Consider the following 17484-nt stretch of genomic DNA (forward strand, 5'->3'; position numbering starts at 1 on the left):
GCGAGCGCTCGACAAAGGTCCATGCCTGTCCTTCAGCGTAATGCAAGGCGAAAGGTTCCGCCTGTTCGCGCCTGCTCAGGGTTTCTCGCCCTTGAGCCGCCGCAGGGCAATATCCGCCAGGCAGGCATCCAGCGCTTCAAGATGGTCGATAACCGAATGCACGCCCAGGTTGAACAACTGAACAGTGGCTTGGCCGCGTCGTTGTTCGCGCTGCCGTTCGCTGAGTGCCAACCATTGGCTCGGCGATGCTCCGCACAATGAACCGCAAGAGGCCAGGCCCACCGTCCACAGGCCGGCATTGAGCCCGGCCTGAAGCAACCGTGGCTCACCGCTGACCAGCACGCAACCTTCGAGCCGCGGCACGCCCATACCCATCAGGGCGTGCCAACAGCCGTCTGGCGCCGGCCATGAAGGGAGGTGGCCGGGATTATTGGCCGGGTGCAGCCACCCGGGTAAACCGGCGCACAGTTGCGCAGCCAGCGGTGACGGCAGTTCGTCCTGCCATGCGCAGGGGATCGATTGCGCCTGCAACGTTTCGAGCATGGCCAGCGCGCCTTGCGTGGGATGGGCGAACTCATCGGCTGGCTGTAACGGATCGTAGCTGCGGCTGCGGGCGCCGAAATCGACCAGGCAGCCACTGAGGCCGAACAGCAGGGCGGTGAACTTGGGGGTATCGGCGCAGTCTGGCATTGGGGCGTCCATGATCGTGACGGCTCACCCTAGCTGCGGTTCATGACAAAAACGTGACAGGCGCGTGGCAGCCGGTGCTGTCGCGGACGTCACGACTAATCTGCCTAATCCGTTGCAGACCCTTTATACTGGGCCACTTTTTCGTGGGTGGCCCTGTGCCGACCGAATCGTTATTCAAGGAGTACTACCTATGCGTCTGACCGGTTCAGCTGTGATCGATCGAGTGGCGGGCACCTGCCTGCTGTTCGGCCTGGCCTTGGCGCCGATGGTCAGCCAGGCTGCCGAGGAAGATCCCTGGGAACCTGTCAATCGGGTGATTTTCCGGGTCAACGACACCCTCGATACCTATGCACTCAAGCCATTGGCGCAGGGTTATCAATTCGTGACGCCGCAGTTTCTGGAAGACGGCATTCACAATGTCTTTCGTAACATAGGCGACGTCGGCAACCTGGCCAACAACGTGCTGCAGGCCAAGCCCGCAGCAGCCGGTACGGACACTGCGCGTCTGATCTTCAATACCACCTTCGGCCTGTTCGGCTTCTTCGATGTGGGCACCAAGATGGGCCTGCAGCGCAGCGACGAAGACTTCGGTCAGACCTTGGGCTATTGGGGTGTGAGTAGCGGTCCGTACGTGGTTCTGCCATTGCTGGGCCCGAGCACGGTGCGCGACGCAGTCGCCAAGTACCCGGACGCCTATGCCACGCCTTATCGCTACATCGACCATGTCCCGACTCGCAATACGGCGCTGGGTGTGAACGTGATCGACACCCGAGCCAGCCTGTTGTCGGCCGAGAAGCTCATCAACGGTGACAAGTACATCTTCCTGCGCAACGCCTATTTGCAGAACCGCGAGTTCCGCGTGAAAGACGGCCAGGTGGAAGACGATTTTTAAAGTGTAACCAGACATGAAAAAGGCGACCCTCGGGTCGCCTTTTTCATGAGCATTGCTCAGTTCATCTTCAGAATGCTCAGGCCCAGTATCTGGCGGCCGTCGCCCAGATCCTGAACCCGTACCACTTCGACGTCGGCATCCAGGTCGCGCAAGGTCGCATGTTCACAAGGCAGGTGCACACTCAACGTGTCGCCTGTCTTCAGCGCGACCTGAGCTTCGAGTTGCATGCCGGTGCTGGAGAGGTCCCGGCATACGGCGGGAATGGTCTGCCCAGCAATCTTCAAAGTGACCTTGGCGTCCACGGTCATGCGAATGAAATCACGCTTCTCACTGTAGTCACGATCAATCTGGCTCATGGGTCCGTCCTTTCATTTGGTTGCTGGAATGTGGGTTTTTATAACTGCCGGTGATTTGCCGAGTAAAGACGTCGAGCGACCATCGGTGTACGCTTGAAACAGCAAGCGGATGGGAGTACCGTCTGCGCCTTACAGGGCACCTCTGAATATCAGTGCGCAGGACATCAGGTCCTTGTAATCGACCCTCAGAGGGGCTAGAAGTGAATCTAGGTCACCCTAGGTAAAGCAGCTTCGGCTAGGCCGAGTTACTTACGACAACCAATTTCTGGCGCCGTTTGCCCACATGCAGAAACCCAGTGCCACGCTGCTGATAATCGATGACGACGACGTAGTGCGCGCGAGCCTTGCGGCCTACCTTGAAGACAGCGGCTTCAGTGTCCTGCAAGCCAACAATGGCGTGCAGGGCCTCCAGGTATTCGAGCAGCAACAGCCCGACCTCGTGATCTGCGACCTGCGCATGCCGCAGGTAGGTGGGCTGGAGCTCATCCGTCAGGTCACCGAGCGCGCTGCGGATACGCCGGTGATCGTGCTGTCTGGCGCAGGGGTGATGAATGATGCGGTCGAGGCTCTGCGCCTGGGCGCTTCGGATTACCTCATCAAGCCGTTGGAAGACCTTGCCGTGCTCGAGCATTCCGTGCGCCGGGCCCTGGATCGTTCCCGCTTGCTGCTGGAGAACCGGCGCTATCGCGAGAAGCTCGAAACCGCCAACCGTGAGCTGGAGGCCAGCCTGCACTTGCTGCAGGAGGACCAGACCGCCGGCCGGCAAGTGCAGATGAACATGCTGCCGGAAAGCCCATGGAGCACCGACGGTTTCAAGTTCGAGCATCAGATCATTCCGTCGCTTTATCTGTCGGGAGATTTCGTCGACTACTTCCGGGTAGACGAACACCGAGTGGCGTTCTACCTGGCCGACGTCTCCGGCCATGGCGCTTCGTCTGCATTCGTCACCGTGCTGTTGAAATTCATGACCACCCGCCTGATGTTTGAATCCAAGCGGGGTGGTTCGTTACCCGAGTTCAAGCCCTCGGACGTGTTGGGCCATATCAACCGTGGTTTGATCAATACCCGGTTGGGCAAGCATGTGACCATGGTGGGCGGTGTGATCGACGAGAACACCGGCCTGCTGACGTACAGCATTGGCGGGCATTTGCCGCTGCCGGTGTTGTACACACCGAGCAAGGTGAGTTATCTGGAAGGCCGCGGCTTGCCCGTGGGGCTCTTCAACGAGGCCACCTACACGGATCACGTGATGGAGTTGCCGGAGCAGTTCAGCCTGACGCTGTTCTCCGATGGCATCCTGGATCTTCTGCCAGGTGAGACACTGAGAGACAAAGAAGCTGCATTGCCTGAGATCGTCAAGGCAGCGGCCGGAAGCCTGGATGGCTTGCGGCAAAAGTTTGGACTGGCCACACTCGGGGAGATGCCGGATGATATCGCCCTGATGGTGCTGAGCAGGAACCTTGAATGAGTACTGGTAGAATCCAGTTCGCTGAGCAAAGCGGCACGTTTGTGTTGAAATTTGTAGGTGAAGTGCGTCTGACCCTGTGTTCGGCGCTGGATGCGACTATTGAGAAGATCTTCACTGCGCTGAATTTCTCGGCCATTGTGATCGATCTCACCGAAACCCGCAGTATCGACAGCACCACCCTGGGCCTGTTGGCCAAGCTGTCGATCCTGTCGCGGCAGAAAGTCGGGCTGCTGCCCACCGTCGTGACCACTCACGAGGACATCACGCGCCTGCTGCAATCCATGGGCTTCGACCAGGTGTTCAATATCGTCGGCCGACCGATCCCATGCCCGGAGTGCCTTACTGACCTGCCTTCCCAGGATCAGTCCGAAGAAGTGGTCAAGGCCAAGGTGCTGGAAGCTCACAAGATTCTGATGGGTTTGAACGACTCCAATCGCGAAGCGTTTCACGATCTGGTCAACGCGCTGGAGCGCAGCTGATCCGCTGAGATAACGGGCTCCGCGTACAGGCGCCCTTTGATCAGGTGGAAAAAAAAGGGCGACCCGAGGGTCGCCCTTTTTACATCCAGCTTTCCCGACTCAGGAAACCTTGCCGGCCAACAGGGCCTCGAGCTTTTCCTGATCGCGGGCGAACTGACGAATACCTTCAGCCAGTTTCTCGGTCGCCATGGCATCTTCGTTCGACGCCCAGCGGAATTGCGGTTCGGTGAGGATCTGCTTTGGCTCACCTGGGTTGCCTGGTTTGAGCTTCTGGGTCAGCGAGCCTTCGTCTTCAGCCAGCTTGTGCAGCAGCTCAGGGCTGATGGTCAGGCGATCGCAGCCCGCCAGCTCTTCGATCTGGCTGATATTGCGGAAGCTGGCGCCCATCACGACGGTGCTGTAGTCGTTGGCTTTGTAGTAGTTGTAGATACGGGTCACCGACTGCACGCCTGGGTCCTGCGCGCCGGTGTATTCCTGGCCGGTGGACTTCTTGTACCAGTCGTAGATCCGGCCCACGAACGGCGAGATCAGGAAAACGCCCGCATCGGCGCAGGCCTGTGCCTGAGCAAAGGAGAACAGCAGCGTCAGGTTGCACTGGATGCCGGCTTTCTCCAGCTTCTCGGCGGCACGGATGCCTTCCCAGGTAGAGGCCAGCTTGATCAGCACCCGCTCACGGCCGACACCGGCTTTCTCGTACAGGTCGATCAGTTGGTTGGCCTTGGCCAGCAGCGCTTGTTCGTCGAACGACAGGCGAGCATCCACTTCCGTGGAGATGCGGCCGGGAATCGCCTTCAGGATGCCTGTGCCCACTGCAACGGCAAAAGTGTCCGACGCCAGGCCGATGTCGCCCTTGCTGTCGCTGATGGTCTTGCTCAGCAGCTCTTTGTAGCCTTCCAGCGAAGCGGCCTTGAGCAGCAGCGATGGGTTGGTGGTAGCGTCCACGGGCTTGAGCTTGGAGATGGCATCGACGTCGCCGGTGTCCGCGACCACAGTGGTCATTTGCTTGAGTTGTTCGAGCTTGGAAGTCATGTGTTTGCTCTGTCCTGTGCGAATGAATGACATTACCCGAGGGCCGCCCCCGGCTCAAGGGCCGGGGAGTGGCAAAGGCGGGCGGAGGAAAGATGACTGTTCGAGTGCCTGCGCGCGCCGCGGTTCCATCACGCATTATGCGCCTCAAATGTGGCGACGCCGACACCGCTGAGCGCTCAACGACCTTCCAGCAAAGCCCCGGCTTGATCCAGCAGCGCCAGCGGGTCGGCGGCTTTATGTATATCCACCGACAACAACTGACGAAACTTGCGTGCGCCCGGAAATCCGGTGCCCAACCCCAGCATGTGCCGAGTGATATGGTGCATCGCACCGCCCGCTGCGATATGCGCGGCAATGTAAGGGCGCATGGCCTGCAACGCCTCGTAGCGGCTGATGACAGGCAGCGTGCTGCCGAACAGTTGCTGGTCTACCTCGGCCAGCAGATACGGGTTGTGGTAAGCCTCGCGACCCAGCATCACCCCGTCGAACGTCTGCAGATGCGCGTGACATTCCGCCAGCGTCTTGATACCGCCGTTGAGTACGATTTCCAGGTCGGAAAAGTCGCTCTTCAGTTGCGCCGCCACGTCGTAGCGCAAGGGTGGAATATCCCGATTTTCCTTCGGTGACAGCCCCTCAAGAATCGCGATCCGAGCATGCACGGTAAAACTGCGGCAGCCAGCCTCACGCACCTGACCGACGAAATCGCAAAGCTGCTCGTAGCTGTCACGGCCATTGATGCCGATACGGTGCTTGACGGTCACCGGAATCGACACCGCGTCGCGCATCGCCTTCACGCAACCGGCCACCAGGGCAGGGTGGCCCATCAGGCAGGCGCCGATCATATTGTTCTGCACCCGATCGCTGGGGCAGCCGACGTTGAGGTTGACCTCGTCATAACCATGCTGCTCGGCCATGCGTGCGCAGGCAGCGAGATCGCCCGGGGTGCTGCCGCCCAATTGCAGGGCGATGGGGTGTTCGGTCTGGTCGTAACGCAGAAAACGCTCATGGTCACCGTTGAGCAGGGCGCCGGTGGTGACCATTTCGGTGTAGAGCAGGGTGTGGCTGGAGAGCAGGCGCAGGAAGTAGCGGCAGTGGCGGTCCGTCCAATCCATCATGGGCGCGACGGAAAAACGCCGGGTGAACGAGGGCGTTTTAGCGGGGTTTGCGGATGACATTCGAGTCGGGAGCCTATAGCTAAATATGGCGATACTTTAACATCTCGAGCTGTTGCGCAGCCACGCTACTAGATCATGCTCAATGCTCAGCCGGTGGCGTCTGCTGACCCCATGTCGCTTCGGCCAATACTTCGTCTGGCCTTAATTACAGGCGGTAGTGGCGCTTGGCAGCAGCAAACACTTCCGTTATGAGGCGGTAGTAGGCGGCCTTTTCCGCCGTGGTGTGGCGGAACAAGTCAGCTGAAGATTGCGACCCAGGATGAATCGCGAATCACCAAATCATGGCCGGTATGACGCTCCGTGTGCGCCAGAATGCGAGGGTAGTGAATAGCTCCGCATAGCGTGGATCTGTGGCCGCTACAGCATTTTCGGTCACCAACTCGAACGAGGTCGCTGCCTCGTGTGGAAGACGCCAAGGATTTGCAGACAATCGCCACGAATTCGATACGGAATCAAATATGACCAATTCGGCACCGCCCATTCCCGGGTATTTTTGACCCGTCCGTCACGGCCCATAAAAGGAAATTGCGCAAGATTATCAACGCTGGCAAAGATGGCGTCCGAAAAGTCATCCGCAGCCTTTGGATTTTCCAGCGCGATATAGTTAGCTTCGTCTTCCAGGTTTCTAAGGGCTTTTTCCAGCCATTCAACCCGCATTCGGGCCCCAGCGTCGTGCGCGCATTGCCGCCACTTGCTCGTCGCTAGCGAATTTACCTTCGTCAGCTTCCTTCACTGCCTGTTCGATCTGCAAAGTCAGCGTCTTTTCGTGCTCGATAAAGTCACGAAGGACGTCCATGGCAAGGTAGCTGGCGCTCTGACCATTGGTCCTGGCCAGATCGGCAAGGGAGTTGGAAAGGTCTTCCGGAAGATTCAGTGATATACCGGCCATGGCAACCTCCGCGTTAGGTATTGAAGGGGTATGTTACACCGGCAGCCCCAATCGGGAACCGGTAGGTTGTCGTGAGGTGTATCTGAACCCGCCATAGCACCGAGCTATAAGCAGGTCACCGGGCGGTGCGAGTCCTCATTGGATCTGCGGCCACTGTGTTGACAAAATGTGCAGCGCCGCCTCGTTGACCCGCTGGCGCCAGAGCATTTCGAGATAGGCGTTCTCCTGCAGCAGCCTGGTCAGCGACTCGGATTCCAGCGCCAACCTCGCCGCCACATAGGCCCGCTGCTCGGTAGGCCTCAGGTTCACCGCGCACGCCTTGCGCTCAGCGAGTATCTGCTGGAAATCGTTCTAGTCGACGAAGGTTGGGTCCGGCAACCGGCCCAGATCGATCGGGGTGAACGCCTTCATACCCGTGCCACCAGCGGCAGCGGCAGCGGCAGCGGCACGCGCAAGCTTAGCGGTTCATGGGGGGCGGGTGGACGACGAAAGCTATCGCCATCCCCATCTCTTGAAATACAATCGATCTCATTACCATCTACCCAGGTGCACACATGATCGATCGCGCGGATTCGAATGCGCAGGCATTCCATCAGCTCTATCAGGTCAATCGCACCTGGCTGGAACAATGGCTCAGCCGCCGGCTGGGCAGCCGTCATGAGGCTGCCGACCTGAGTCAGGACACCTTCATGCGGGTTCTCTCCAGCGCTCAGCCTATTGCCGACCTTAAGGAGCCCCGGGCCTATCTGCTCACCATCGGCAAACGGCTGCTGGTCAATTTCTACAAGCGCCGCAGCCTGGAGCAGGCCTATCTGGATACCCTGGCGCAGTTGCCGGAGGTCCATGCGCCGTCGCCGGAACACCGCTGGCAGGTGCTGGAAACACTGCATGCGCTCGACGAGTTGCTGGACGGTTTGCCCTGGCGGGTACGCCAGGCATTCTTGCTGAGCCAGCTCGAGGGCCTGCGCTATGGCGAAATCGCTGCTCGGCTTGGCGTGACCGAGCGCAGCGTCAAACGCTATATGGCTCAGGCGTATGCGCATTGCTTGTTGGCTGAACTGTGCTGAATCCCGAGCCCAGTGCCGAAGCCCGGCAGGTAGCCCGCGCTGCGGCGCGTTGGCTGGTGCGAGTCGAATCCGGTGAGCTCACCGAGCAGGAGCGTGCCCGCCTGCAGCGTTGGCGCGAGGCCAGTGTCGCCCATGAGCATGCCTGGCATCGAGTGCAAGCCTTGCGGGGTCGCTTCGAGGCGCTGCCACCGGCGGTGGCGATGGCGACATTGGGTCGGCCGGACGTAGGTCGCCGGCAACTGCTCAAGTGTTTGCTCGGTCTGGCAGTCGCCGCGCCGGCCGGTTGGCTGGCCACCCGCGAGCTGCCGTTGGCGGCGTGGCAGGCCGATCTGTCCACTGGCACCGGCGAGCGACGGCGCGTCACCTTGGCCGATGGTAGCGTGCTGCACCTCAACACGGCCACGGCGATAGACATCGACCACAGCCGGCGCCGACTGACGCTGCTTCGCGGGGAGATGTCATTGCGGCTGGCGACGCCGCAGCCTTTCCTCATCCATACGGCCCACGGTCTGAGCACAGTGCGCGGCGGCGAAATGGCGGTTCGGCAGGACGATGCCGGCTGCGCGTTCTCGATGTTCGCGGGTACCGCCGATCTTCAGCCGCTGCGCTACAGCGCCCTGACGCTGGGGGCAGGGCAACGTGTGCGGGTCAGCGATCGGGGGATCGGCCCCATCACGATGTTCGACACGCGGCAGCCGGGTTGGCGTGAAGGCGTGCTGGTAGCACTGGATCAACCTCTGGGCGATGTCCTGCGAGATCTGGACAGGTATCGTCCCGGTGTCCTGCGTTGGGCGCCGGAGCTGGAGGCTCTGCGGGTCACCGGCACCTTCATGTTGGACGACCCCGATCGCGTATTGACCATCCTGGCGGCGACCCTGCCGCTTGAGGTGCATTGGCGCACCCGCTACTGGGCGACCTTGGCGCCGCGCAAGAAAATCGCCTGATGCCTGTCCCCTTTTTCCGTCTGGGTGGTCATGGAGGTAAGTACATTCAATAGAGAACGCCTCCATGCCCGCACCGGCCCGCCCGCAACGCCCGTTATTCCCCATGAGCACATCGCTATCGGTCCCCACGTTGTGTTTGAGCATGTGGCTGGGCCTGGGCGCGTGGACGGCGCCAATGGCCTTCGCGCAGAGCCAGGAGCGCACATACGACATCCCTGCCGGTGAACTGGCGGCGGCCTTGACGCGTTTTGCCAGCCAGGCAGACGTAAGTCTTTCGGTCGATCCAGGCCTGGTGAGTGGCCGGCGCAGCACAGGGCTCAGCGGCAGCCACAGTGTCGAAGGCGGTTTTGCTCGCCTGCTGGCCGGAAGCGGGTTGCAGTTGCAGCCCTTGGGGCAGGGCGCCTATACCTTGGTGGCTGTGCCACAAGGCGCCGAGGCGGTGGAAATTGCCCCCACCGACATTACCGGCACGCACACCGCGTTTGCCAACGCTGAAGGCGAGGCCTATGCCGGTGGCCAGGTGGCCCGACGCGGCTCGCAGGGTTTGCTTGGCTCGCGGGACTTCATGGAAACGCCGTTCAGCATGACCACCTACACCGGCGCGACCGCCAAGAACCAGCAGGCACGGACCCTGGGCGACCTGATCGCAAGCGACCCGGCCGTACGGTCCACCAACCCGGCCGGCGGGCGCTACGAGCAGTTCACCATCCGTGGCTTCAGCCTGTTCAACAGTGACGTGGCCTACAACGGCCTGTACGGCATTCTGCCGACCTATTCGATCGACATGGAAATGGCCGACCGGGTCGATATTCTGCGCGGCCCCAGCCAGCTCATCAATGGCATATCACCGCGCGGCAGCGTCGGCGGCGGCATCAATGTGGTGCCCAAGCGTGCCAGCGATACGCCGATAACCGAATTCACCGGCAGCTATGCCTCCGACAGCCAGGTCGGGGGAGCGTTGGATATCGGCCGACGGTTCGGTGAAGAGAACCAGTTCGGCCTGCGGTTCAATGGCGTGAGACAGTCCGGGGACACCGACTGGGACCACCAAAGCGTAGGGCGCGAAATGGCCGTGCTGGGCCTGGATTTTCGTGGCGAAAGGGCGCGGATCTCGACTGACATCGGCCATACCGAACGCGACACCGACGCGCCCCAGGAACGGGTACAGGTCGGCGTCAATGCCAAGGTGCCGGATGCCGGGAAGGTGCGCGACAACTACGCGCAAGCGTGGAGCAAGGCTCGCACCCGCGACACCTTCGGCGCGGTGAATGGTGAGTTCGATGTCAGCGATTCGGTCATGGTGTATGGCGGCATTGGTGCACGCAAAAGCAACCATGAGTTTCTCCGCCACAACGTTTCGATCACCAACGATGCTGGCGATTTCAGCGTTCAGCCGCGGGACTTCACCCGCGACGAAAACGTCCGGACCGGCACGGTGGGCCTGCGCAACGGGTTCCAGACGGGTCCGGTAAGCCACGAGGTGAACCTTGCCGCGAGCTATTTCTACATGGACTTTACCAACGGCGGCGCCCGCTATGCCGCTGCGCCCAGCAACCTCTACGACCCGGTACCGACGCCGACGCCGAACAACCCTACGCGTCAGGACGCCAAGGTGTACACCGAGAGCCGCTACACCGGCGTGGCGTTATCCGACACCCTGGGCCTGCTCGATGACCAGTTGCTGGTCACCCTCGGCGCACGCTGGCAGCGGGTGAAGGTCGACGATTGGACCGGCGGGGTCAAAGGCGACACCAGCTACGACGAGGAAAAGCTTTCGCCCTCGATGGGTGTGCTCTACAAGCTGACCGATCAACTGTCGCTGTATGCCAATTACATGGAAGGTCTGAGCCAAGGCAAGATTGCTCCGTCCACTTCGGTGAATGAAGACGAGATCTTTGCGCCGTTCATCAGCCGCCAGGTCGAGGTCGGGGCCAAGTACGATCTGGGGGCTGTGGCCGTCACGGCTGCGGCGTTCCGTATCAAGCAGCCTGCCTACGAAACCAATACCAGCAGCCGTGTGTTCGGACCCAACGGCAAGCGGGTCAACGACGGTATCGAGCTGAGTATGTTCGGCGAGCCCGCCCAAGGCGTCCGATTACTCGGCGGGGTGATGTTCATCGACAGCGAGCTGACTGACACCAACGGAGGCAGCTTCGATGGCAATCGCGCACCTGCCACGCCGAAATTCAACGCTAACCTGGGCGGCGAATGGGACGTGCCGAGCCTGCCAGGCCTGACCCTCACGGGCCGCGCCATCTATTCCAGTTCGCAGTATCTGGATCAGGCCAACACCAAGGAAATCGACAGCTGGGAGCGGTTCGACGTTGGCGCACGCTACGCCTTCAAGGTCGAAGGCAAAGCGGTCACGGTACGCGCCAACGTCGAGAATGTGCTGGGCGAGCGCTATTGGGCATCGGCAGGGGCCTCGGACGACAGCGAGCCAGGTTTGACGCTGTCTACGCCGCGAACGTATCTGCTGTCGGCGACGGTAGGGTTCTGAAGCTACCCGCGGTCTGACCGGGGGCGACCTAGGCCTGTTTGAGCAACAGCAGCCCCGCGCACAACACCAGAAACAGGCAAAAGGAGGTGCGCAGCACCCGTTCGGGCATTCGGTAAGCCACACCGACGCCCCAGCTCACACTGGCCATGCCGCCAATGGCCAACGGCAGGCCGATACGCCAGTCCACGTGCCCGTGCAGCGCATAGGCGCTCATCGTGGCGATGGTAGTGGGGGCGGCCAGGGCCAGTGACAGGCCCTGGGCGACCACTTGAGAGGCGCCGAAAACGGTGGCCAGGATGGGCGTCGCCAACACCGAGCCACCCAGCCCGAAGAAGCCGCCCAGAATGCCTGAGCTGGCCCCCAGAGTCGCCAGCGCCGGCCAACCGTATTTCAGCTCGCCGGTGCCTGCCGCTTTGGGAATGTACATCTGGATGAACGTGTACGCAGCCAGCACCAGCATGAAGATCGCGAAGCCGACGCTCATCGATCCGGGGTCCAGGCCTACCGCGACCGTCGAGCCCAGCCAGCCGAACACCGCACCGGAAATCGCCAGGGGCAGGACGTGCCTGAGCTCGATGCGGGTTCGCTGGTGGTAGCGCCACAGCGCCAGGATCACGTTGGGTACGACCATCATCAGCACTGTGCCCTGGGCCAGTTGCTGATCCACATCGAACACCAGAATCAGGATAGGCAGCGCGATCAGTCCGCCACCGATGCCGAAAATACCGCCCAGGGTTCCTATTGCACAGCCCAGCAGCAGAAACCCGATAAAACCTGTCATTGGTACTCACTTACGAAAAACGTTGCGATGGGTGTAGCAGCGGCCAGCGTCACGCCTCAGCCAGATTGGCCCAGAACGTCTCGGCGAACTCGCCGAGAGGAATTCTGGCTCGGAAGATGCGGATATCCGTGGGGATATCGTCAAGCGGCACCTGCGCCCGCAGCAGCCGGCCCGAAGCAAGGTCGCTGGCTGCCAGCGTACCGGGGAGCCAGGCGATGCCTTTGGCTTGATGGACCATGGACAGCAACACCGCAGCAAGGTGGGAACTGAAGACGGTCTCCATCTTCGGATGCTCGGGGTGGCTCTGCAGATGGGAGGCGACTATACGCCCAAGCCCGGACTCGGTGGTATAGGCGAGGAACGGGGCCGGGCTGCCGACGGTCAAGTCGACCGACTGCAGGGCGATCAGCACATCGGCGCCGACCCGCTTGCTTTCGAATTGATGGCTGGCAAAGCGTGAGGGCACCTGGGCGTGCTGGTGACAGATCAGAAACTGCACGTCGCCGTTGAGCAGCAACTGCTCGCACTCGACCATATTGTCCGAATGCAGGCTCAGGCCCTCAATGGGAACACCGGCTTCGACCTTGCGGATCCAGGCGGGGAAAAAGGTGAATGACAGCGAGTGCGTGGCCGCGAAATGCAGGGTTCGAGTTGCTTTTCCGGCGATTTCCCTGGCGTCCGCACGCATCTGGTACAGCCGCCGCGTCAGCTCGCGGGCGTTGTCCAGCACGCTCTGGCCGGCGTCGGTCAGGGTTGCGCCTTGAGCGCTGCGCTCGAACAGATCGGCGCCTATCCAACTCTCGAATGCGCGGATGCGGCGGCTGAACGCGGGCTGGCTGACGTGCCGCAGTTCAGCAGCGCGGGAGAAGTTGCCGCTCTCCGCCAACGCGTTGAAGTCTTCCAGCCACACGAGTTCCATGGGTGATGCCTTGTACACATAGGGTGTTCCATTAATAGCATTGGCCGCGATTTCCAGTCCAGGCTTAGAGTTCTCTGGCACCCACCCGGATGACCGGGAACAACAATCAGAGAGGACGCTCGACCATGCGCATCGTCGAAATTCGCGAGAAGACGGTTTCCATCGCATCACCCATTGCCAACGCCTACATCGATTTTTCCAAGATGACCTGTTCGGTGGTGGCGGTGATCACCGACGTGATCCGTGATGGCAAGCCCGTCATCGGCTATGGCTTCAATTCCAATGGCCGCTATGGGCAGGGCGCATTGATGCGTGACCGCTTTCTGGATCGTCTTACCGAAGCCGATCCCGACACGCTGATCGACAAGGAGCACAGCAACCTCGACCCGTTTGCCATCTGGAAGACCCTGATGACCAACGAAAAGCCGGGCGGCCATGGCGAGCGCTCGGTGGCGGTGGGTACCATCGACATGGCCGTCTGGGACGCGGTTGCCAAGATCGAAGGCAAGCCGCTGTATCGCTTGCTGGCCGATCGTTATCGCGACGGCGTGGCCGACGACAAGGTCTGGGTGTATGCCGCCGGCGGTTATTACTATCCTGGCAAAGACCAGACCAAGCTCAAGGCGGAAATGCAGAGTTATCTGGATCGCGGTTACGACGTGGTCAAGATGAAGATCGGCGCAGTGCCACTGGACGAGGACATTCGACGTATCGAGGCCGTTCTGGAGGTGGTGGGCGATGGTCGTCGACTGGCCGTGGATGCCAATGGTCGCTTCGATCTGAAAACCGCGATCGCTTACGCCGAGGCCATCACCCCTTACAACCTGTTCTGGTACGAAGAGGTGGGTGATCCCCTGGATTACGCGTTGCAGGCCGAACTGGCCAATCACTACGACCTGCCCATGGCCACCGGCGAGAACCTGTTCTCCCACCAGGACGCGCGCAACCTGCTGCGTCACGGTGGCATGCGCCCGGACCGCGACTTCGTGCAGTTCGACTGCGCCTTGTCCTACGGCTTGGTGGAGTACATGCGTACGTTGGATGTGATGAAGGAACTGGGCTGGTCTTCGCGCCGCGTGGTGCCTCACGGCGGTCACCAGATGTCGCTGAACATTGCTGCTGGCCTGCACCTGGGCGGTAATGAATCGTACCCGGATGTGTTTCAGCCTTTCGGCGGCTTTGCCGACGGCATTCGCGTCGAGAACGGCTACGTCGGCTTGCCGGATATCCCGGGCGTGGGCTTCGAAGCCAAGTCGGCGCTGTACAAGGTCATGCGCGAACTCGGCGAGGGCTGATCCGGCCTCGCTCCAAAGCGGCCCCAAGCGGGGTCGCCTCTTGTCCTCATACAAAAACAACACTGAGGTACAGCCATGAACACGTCCACGCGCTGGTACAAGCTTCTGTACGTCCAGGTTCTGATCGGCATCGTCATCGGTGGCGCCATCGGTTATCTGGTTCCCGACATCGGGGCCAAGCTGCAACCCTTGGCCGATGGCTTCATCAAGCTCATCAAGATGCTGCTGGCGCCGATCATATTCGGCACGGTGGTGGTCGGCATCGCCAAGATGGGCAGCATCAAGGAAGTGGGGCGTATCGGCGGCAAGGCGCTGATCTACTTCGAGATTGTTTCCACCCTGGCGTTGGTGATCGGCTTGGTCGTGGTGAATATCATGAAGCCCGGCGAAGGCATGAACATCGACGTCGGATCGCTCAACGCCGACGCCATCAAAGGCTACACACAAGCCGCTCATGATCAGGGCGGCGCCATCAGCTTCTTCATGAACATCATCCCCACCACCCTAGTCGATGCGTTTGCCAAGGGCGCGATGCTCCAGGTGATCTTCATTTCGGTGCTCATGGGGGTCGCGCTGGTGCAGATCGGCGAAACCGCCAAGCCGCTGATCAACATCATCGATCTACTGCTGCAAAGTCTGTTCAAGATCGTTGCCATGGTCATGCGCCTGGCGCCCATCGGGGCAGGGGCAGGCATGGCGTTTACCATCGGCAAATACGGCATCGGCACCCTCGTTTCGCTGGGGCACCTGATGCTGGCGCTCTACCTGACCACCCTGGTGTTCATTGTCGTGGTGCTGGGTTCGATCGCACGCTGGTCGGGCATCCCGCTGTTCAGCTTCCTGCGCTACTTCAAGGATGAAATCCTGGTTACCCTGGGTACCTGTTCCACCGAAGCCGTGCTGCCGCGCATGATGGTCAAGCTGGAAAAGCTGGGTTGTCGGAAATCGGTGGTGGGCATGGTGCTGCCGACCGGTTACACCTTCAATTCGGACGGCACCTGTATCTACCTCACCATGGCCGCGATCTTCGTGGCCCAGGCTACCAACACGCCCCTGAGCCTTGGAGATCAGTTGGTGGTGCTAGGGGTTTTGCTGCTGACGTCCAAGGGCTCCGCGGGCGTGGCTGGCGCCGGTTTCGTGACCCTGGCGGCGACGCTCTCGGTGATTCCAGAGATTCCGTTGGTGGGCTTGGTGTTGCTGCTGGGTGTGGACAGGTTCCTCAATGAGGCGCGGGCGGTTACCAACCTGATCGGTAACGGCATTGGGACCATTGCGATCGCGAAATGGGATGGTGCGTTCGATCAGGCGGTGGCAGCCAGGGAGCTGGCGACGATGAAGCATCCGCAGGTGGAGACTGGCGGGGCGGTGGTTGTCGGGAATTCCAATCCCTAGACGTCTGGGGTGACGGGGCCGTTCACCCCAAAACTTCCCGGCACAACCCCTCAAACCCGGACAGCCGAATACAGCGCCTTGATCAAATCCGACTGGGTCACGATACCCACCAAACGCCGCTGTGCATCGATGATCGGTACGTGGCGGTGACCGTTCTCTGAGAACACCGGGATCAATTCGGTCAGTAGTCGATCAACACTGGCCACCCGAACCGAGCGGGTCATGATCTGCCCGACGATGGTGGCGGCCTCCTGTGCCCGTGTCGGTCGCAGTAACGCTCGCAGATGCCAGCCAACACCTTCGTGGGCATCAAGATCGATCTGATTCATGAAGTCCGCCACGGTCACGATGCCGGTGAGGTGCTGCTGGCGGTCGATTACCGGCAACGCTTTCACCTTGTGCTTGCGCATCAACGCCCACGCTTCGCGCAGCGGCATCTCCTGCCGGGCAACGATGGGCGTTTGCGTCATGACGTCGGAGCAGCGTATTTCGCCCATGTTGCGTTGATAGGCCGAGGCTTCCGCACGCTCCAGAAGCGCCTGCAGGTCGTCGCGGCTGACGTCCAGCACCTGGTTGTAATGGGCCAGGGCTGCGTCCAGGTCGGCAGAGGAAAACCGGCTGCGCGGGGGGCTTGCCGGGGTCGCTGGCACATGGGGCCATGCGCGGCGAGTGAGGTTGTTGTAAAGCACGCCCACCAGCACCAACACCAGGGAGTCGAGCATCACCGGGCTGAGGGCGTAGTGAAACTGCTGGCAGCCAGCGATGACCATCAGCAAGGCCGCTGCGCCGCCGGGTGGATGCAGGCAGCGCGCGGCCATCATTGTGGCGATGGCCAGACTCACCGCCACAGCGGCAGCGAGGCTGGCGTCGGGAATCCATTTGGCACAGGCGATACCGATCAATGCCGAAAGGGTGTTTCCGCCGACCACGGACCAAGGTTGGGCGAGCGGGCTGGAAGGGACGGCGAACACCAGCACCGCACTGGCCCCGATCGGTGCAACGATGGCCAGGGCAAGCACGCCGTGCTCGGTGGCGAGTGCGCCGTTGAGCCAGGCAGACGCCATGGCGGCCACGGCAATAATGCCGAGCGCCGCACCGCAGCAGGCACGCCATTTTTCCCGGGTGCCGATGGCCATGGGGGCAGGCCAGAGTGAGCGCAGTCGCGCTACCAGATTGTTTTTGCCGAGCATGGGTTTCTCCGGCTCGAAGGGGCAAGGGCGAGCAGCGCGCTGCTGAGGCGGGTAGCTCGCGGGGCAGGGCGGGATTGCCGCACGCTGCTTGAAGGGCGGGCTTTATATCATGTCGTGATGTTGCAGGCGAAATTGGGGAGGGGGGGATTGGGTTGGGGTTGAGGAATGGGGTGAATGGTCCCCTCACCCCAGCCCTCTCCCTGGGGGAGAGGGAGCTAAAAGCAAAAGCGCACCCCGATAGCTGGAACGCCACGGTACAGCTCCCTCTCCCTCAGGGAGAGGGGGCTAAAAGCAAAAGCGTACCGCGATAGCTGGAACGCCACGGTACGGCTCCCTCTCCCTCAGGGAGAGGGGGCTAAAAGCAAAAGCGTACCGCGATAGCTGGAACGCCACGGTACAGCTCCCTCTCCCTCAGGGA

17 protein-coding genes and 1 pseudogene are annotated in these 17484 nt (G+C 61.2%); 8 read left to right on the plus strand and 10 right to left on the minus strand.

Annotated features, from left to right (window positions below; all coding sequences use genetic code 11):
* Window positions 1-75: 75 nt before the first annotated feature.
* Entirely contained in the window at window positions 76-690 is a 615-nt protein-coding gene (locus tag B3397_RS03295) for an HAD family phosphatase (RefSeq protein WP_296247280.1), read from the minus strand.
* 190 nt (window positions 691-880) lie between these two features.
* On the opposite strand from B3397_RS03295, the gene B3397_RS03300 reads away from it, so the two are divergent.
* The gene (locus tag B3397_RS03300; protein WP_296247282.1) at window positions 881-1582 is read left to right on the plus strand and encodes an MlaA family lipoprotein; all 702 of its coding nucleotides are present in this window, start codon (window positions 881-883) and stop codon (window positions 1580-1582) included.
* 56 nt (window positions 1583-1638) lie between these two features.
* On the opposite strand, the gene B3397_RS03305 is transcribed toward B3397_RS03300, so the two are convergent.
* Window positions 1639-1938 carry a PilZ domain-containing protein gene (locus B3397_RS03305; protein WP_296247283.1) on the minus strand — a complete coding sequence of 100 codons (300 nt, stop codon included), beginning with the start codon at window positions 1936-1938 and terminating at the stop codon, window positions 1639-1641.
* Between the two features lie 283 nt (window positions 1939-2221).
* Here B3397_RS03305 and rssB point away from each other — a divergent pair, with 283 nt between their 5' ends.
* Together rssB and rssC are read left to right on the plus strand one after the other, a co-directional pair.
* Window positions 2222-3406 (plus strand): two-component system response regulator RssB, encoded by a 1185-nt coding sequence (gene rssB / locus B3397_RS03310; RefSeq protein ID WP_296247285.1) that lies wholly within the window; start codon window positions 2222-2224, stop codon window positions 3404-3406.
* Window positions 3403-3885, plus strand: coding sequence for an anti-sigma factor antagonist RssC (gene rssC / locus B3397_RS03315; protein WP_296247287.1), 483 nt, complete (start codon window positions 3403-3405; stop codon window positions 3883-3885). The genes rssB and rssC overlap by 4 nt, the downstream gene beginning before the upstream one ends.
* Window positions 3886-3984: 99 nt before the next feature.
* Here rssC and tal read toward each other — a convergent pair whose 3' ends face one another.
* The 5 genes and pseudogenes from tal to B3397_RS03340 all read right to left on the minus strand — a co-directional run.
* Complete coding sequence (gene tal, locus B3397_RS03320; RefSeq protein ID WP_296247288.1) at window positions 3985-4914, minus strand: transaldolase; 930 nt, start codon at window positions 4912-4914, stop codon at window positions 3985-3987.
* Window positions 4915-5090: 176 nt separating this feature from the next.
* Window positions 5091-6089: a tRNA dihydrouridine(20/20a) synthase DusA gene (gene dusA, locus B3397_RS03325; protein WP_296247290.1), complete on the minus strand. Its 999-nt coding sequence runs from the start codon at window positions 6087-6089 to the stop codon at window positions 5091-5093.
* A 372-nt stretch (window positions 6090-6461) separates the two neighbouring features.
* Window positions 6462-6746: a type II toxin-antitoxin system RelE/ParE family toxin gene (locus B3397_RS03330; protein ID WP_296247291.1), complete on the minus strand. Its 285-nt coding sequence runs from the start codon at window positions 6744-6746 to the stop codon at window positions 6462-6464.
* Window positions 6736-6978 carry a CopG family transcriptional regulator gene (locus tag B3397_RS03335; RefSeq protein ID WP_296247292.1) on the minus strand — a complete coding sequence of 81 codons (243 nt, stop codon included), beginning with the start codon at window positions 6976-6978 and terminating at the stop codon, window positions 6736-6738. Before B3397_RS03335 ends, B3397_RS03330 begins: the two co-directional genes overlap by 11 nt.
* Window positions 6979-7149: 171 nt before the next feature.
* A pseudogene (locus B3397_RS03340) lies at window positions 7150-7389 on the minus strand (baseplate assembly protein); the annotation flags it as partial.
* Window positions 7390-7532: 143 nt separating this feature from the next.
* Here B3397_RS03340 and B3397_RS03345 point away from each other — a divergent pair.
* The 3 genes from B3397_RS03345 to B3397_RS03355 all read left to right on the plus strand — a co-directional run bounded on the left by B3397_RS03345 (window position 7533) and on the right by B3397_RS03355 (window position 11489).
* Entirely contained in the window at window positions 7533-8045 is a 513-nt protein-coding gene (locus tag B3397_RS03345; protein WP_296247295.1) for a sigma-70 family RNA polymerase sigma factor, read from the plus strand.
* Window positions 8042-8989, plus strand: coding sequence for a FecR domain-containing protein (locus B3397_RS03350; RefSeq protein ID WP_296247395.1), 948 nt, complete (start codon window positions 8042-8044; stop codon window positions 8987-8989). Before B3397_RS03345 ends, B3397_RS03350 begins: the two co-directional genes overlap by 4 nt.
* Before the next feature lie 64 nt (window positions 8990-9053).
* Window positions 9054-11489: a TonB-dependent receptor gene (locus tag B3397_RS03355; RefSeq protein WP_296247297.1), complete on the plus strand. Its 2436-nt coding sequence runs from the start codon at window positions 9054-9056 to the stop codon at window positions 11487-11489.
* Window positions 11490-11517: 28 nt separating this feature from the next.
* Here the strand turns inward: B3397_RS03355 and B3397_RS03360 are convergent, their stop codons facing one another.
* Together B3397_RS03360 and B3397_RS03365 are read right to left on the minus strand one after the other, a co-directional pair.
* Window positions 11518-12270: a sulfite exporter TauE/SafE family protein gene (locus B3397_RS03360; protein ID WP_296247299.1), complete on the minus strand. Its 753-nt coding sequence runs from the start codon at window positions 12268-12270 to the stop codon at window positions 11518-11520.
* Between the two features lie 49 nt (window positions 12271-12319).
* Complete coding sequence (locus tag B3397_RS03365) at window positions 12320-13189, minus strand: LysR family transcriptional regulator (protein ID WP_296247301.1); 870 nt, start codon at window positions 13187-13189, stop codon at window positions 12320-12322.
* A 125-nt stretch (window positions 13190-13314) separates the two neighbouring features.
* Between B3397_RS03365 and B3397_RS03370 the strand changes: the two genes are divergently transcribed.
* Window positions 13315-14484 carry a mandelate racemase/muconate lactonizing enzyme family protein gene (locus tag B3397_RS03370; protein ID WP_296247303.1) on the plus strand — a complete coding sequence of 390 codons (1170 nt, stop codon included), beginning with the start codon at window positions 13315-13317 and terminating at the stop codon, window positions 14482-14484.
* A 75-nt stretch (window positions 14485-14559) separates the two neighbouring features.
* A complete protein-coding gene (gene dctA, locus B3397_RS03375; RefSeq protein ID WP_296247305.1) occupies window positions 14560-15876 on the plus strand; it encodes a C4-dicarboxylate transporter DctA in 1317 nt (438 codons plus the stop codon).
* 50 nt (window positions 15877-15926) lie between these two features.
* Here dctA and B3397_RS03380 read toward each other — a convergent pair whose 3' ends face one another.
* The gene (locus tag B3397_RS03380) at window positions 15927-17066 is read right to left on the minus strand and encodes an HPP family protein (protein WP_296247306.1); all 1140 of its coding nucleotides are present in this window, start codon (window positions 17064-17066) and stop codon (window positions 15927-15929) included.
* Window positions 17067-17484 lie beyond the last annotated feature (418 nt).

This window comes from Pseudomonas sp. UBA4194, assembly GCF_002379585.1.
In the GTDB taxonomy this organism is placed as follows: Bacteria; Pseudomonadota; Gammaproteobacteria; order Pseudomonadales; family Pseudomonadaceae; genus Aquipseudomonas.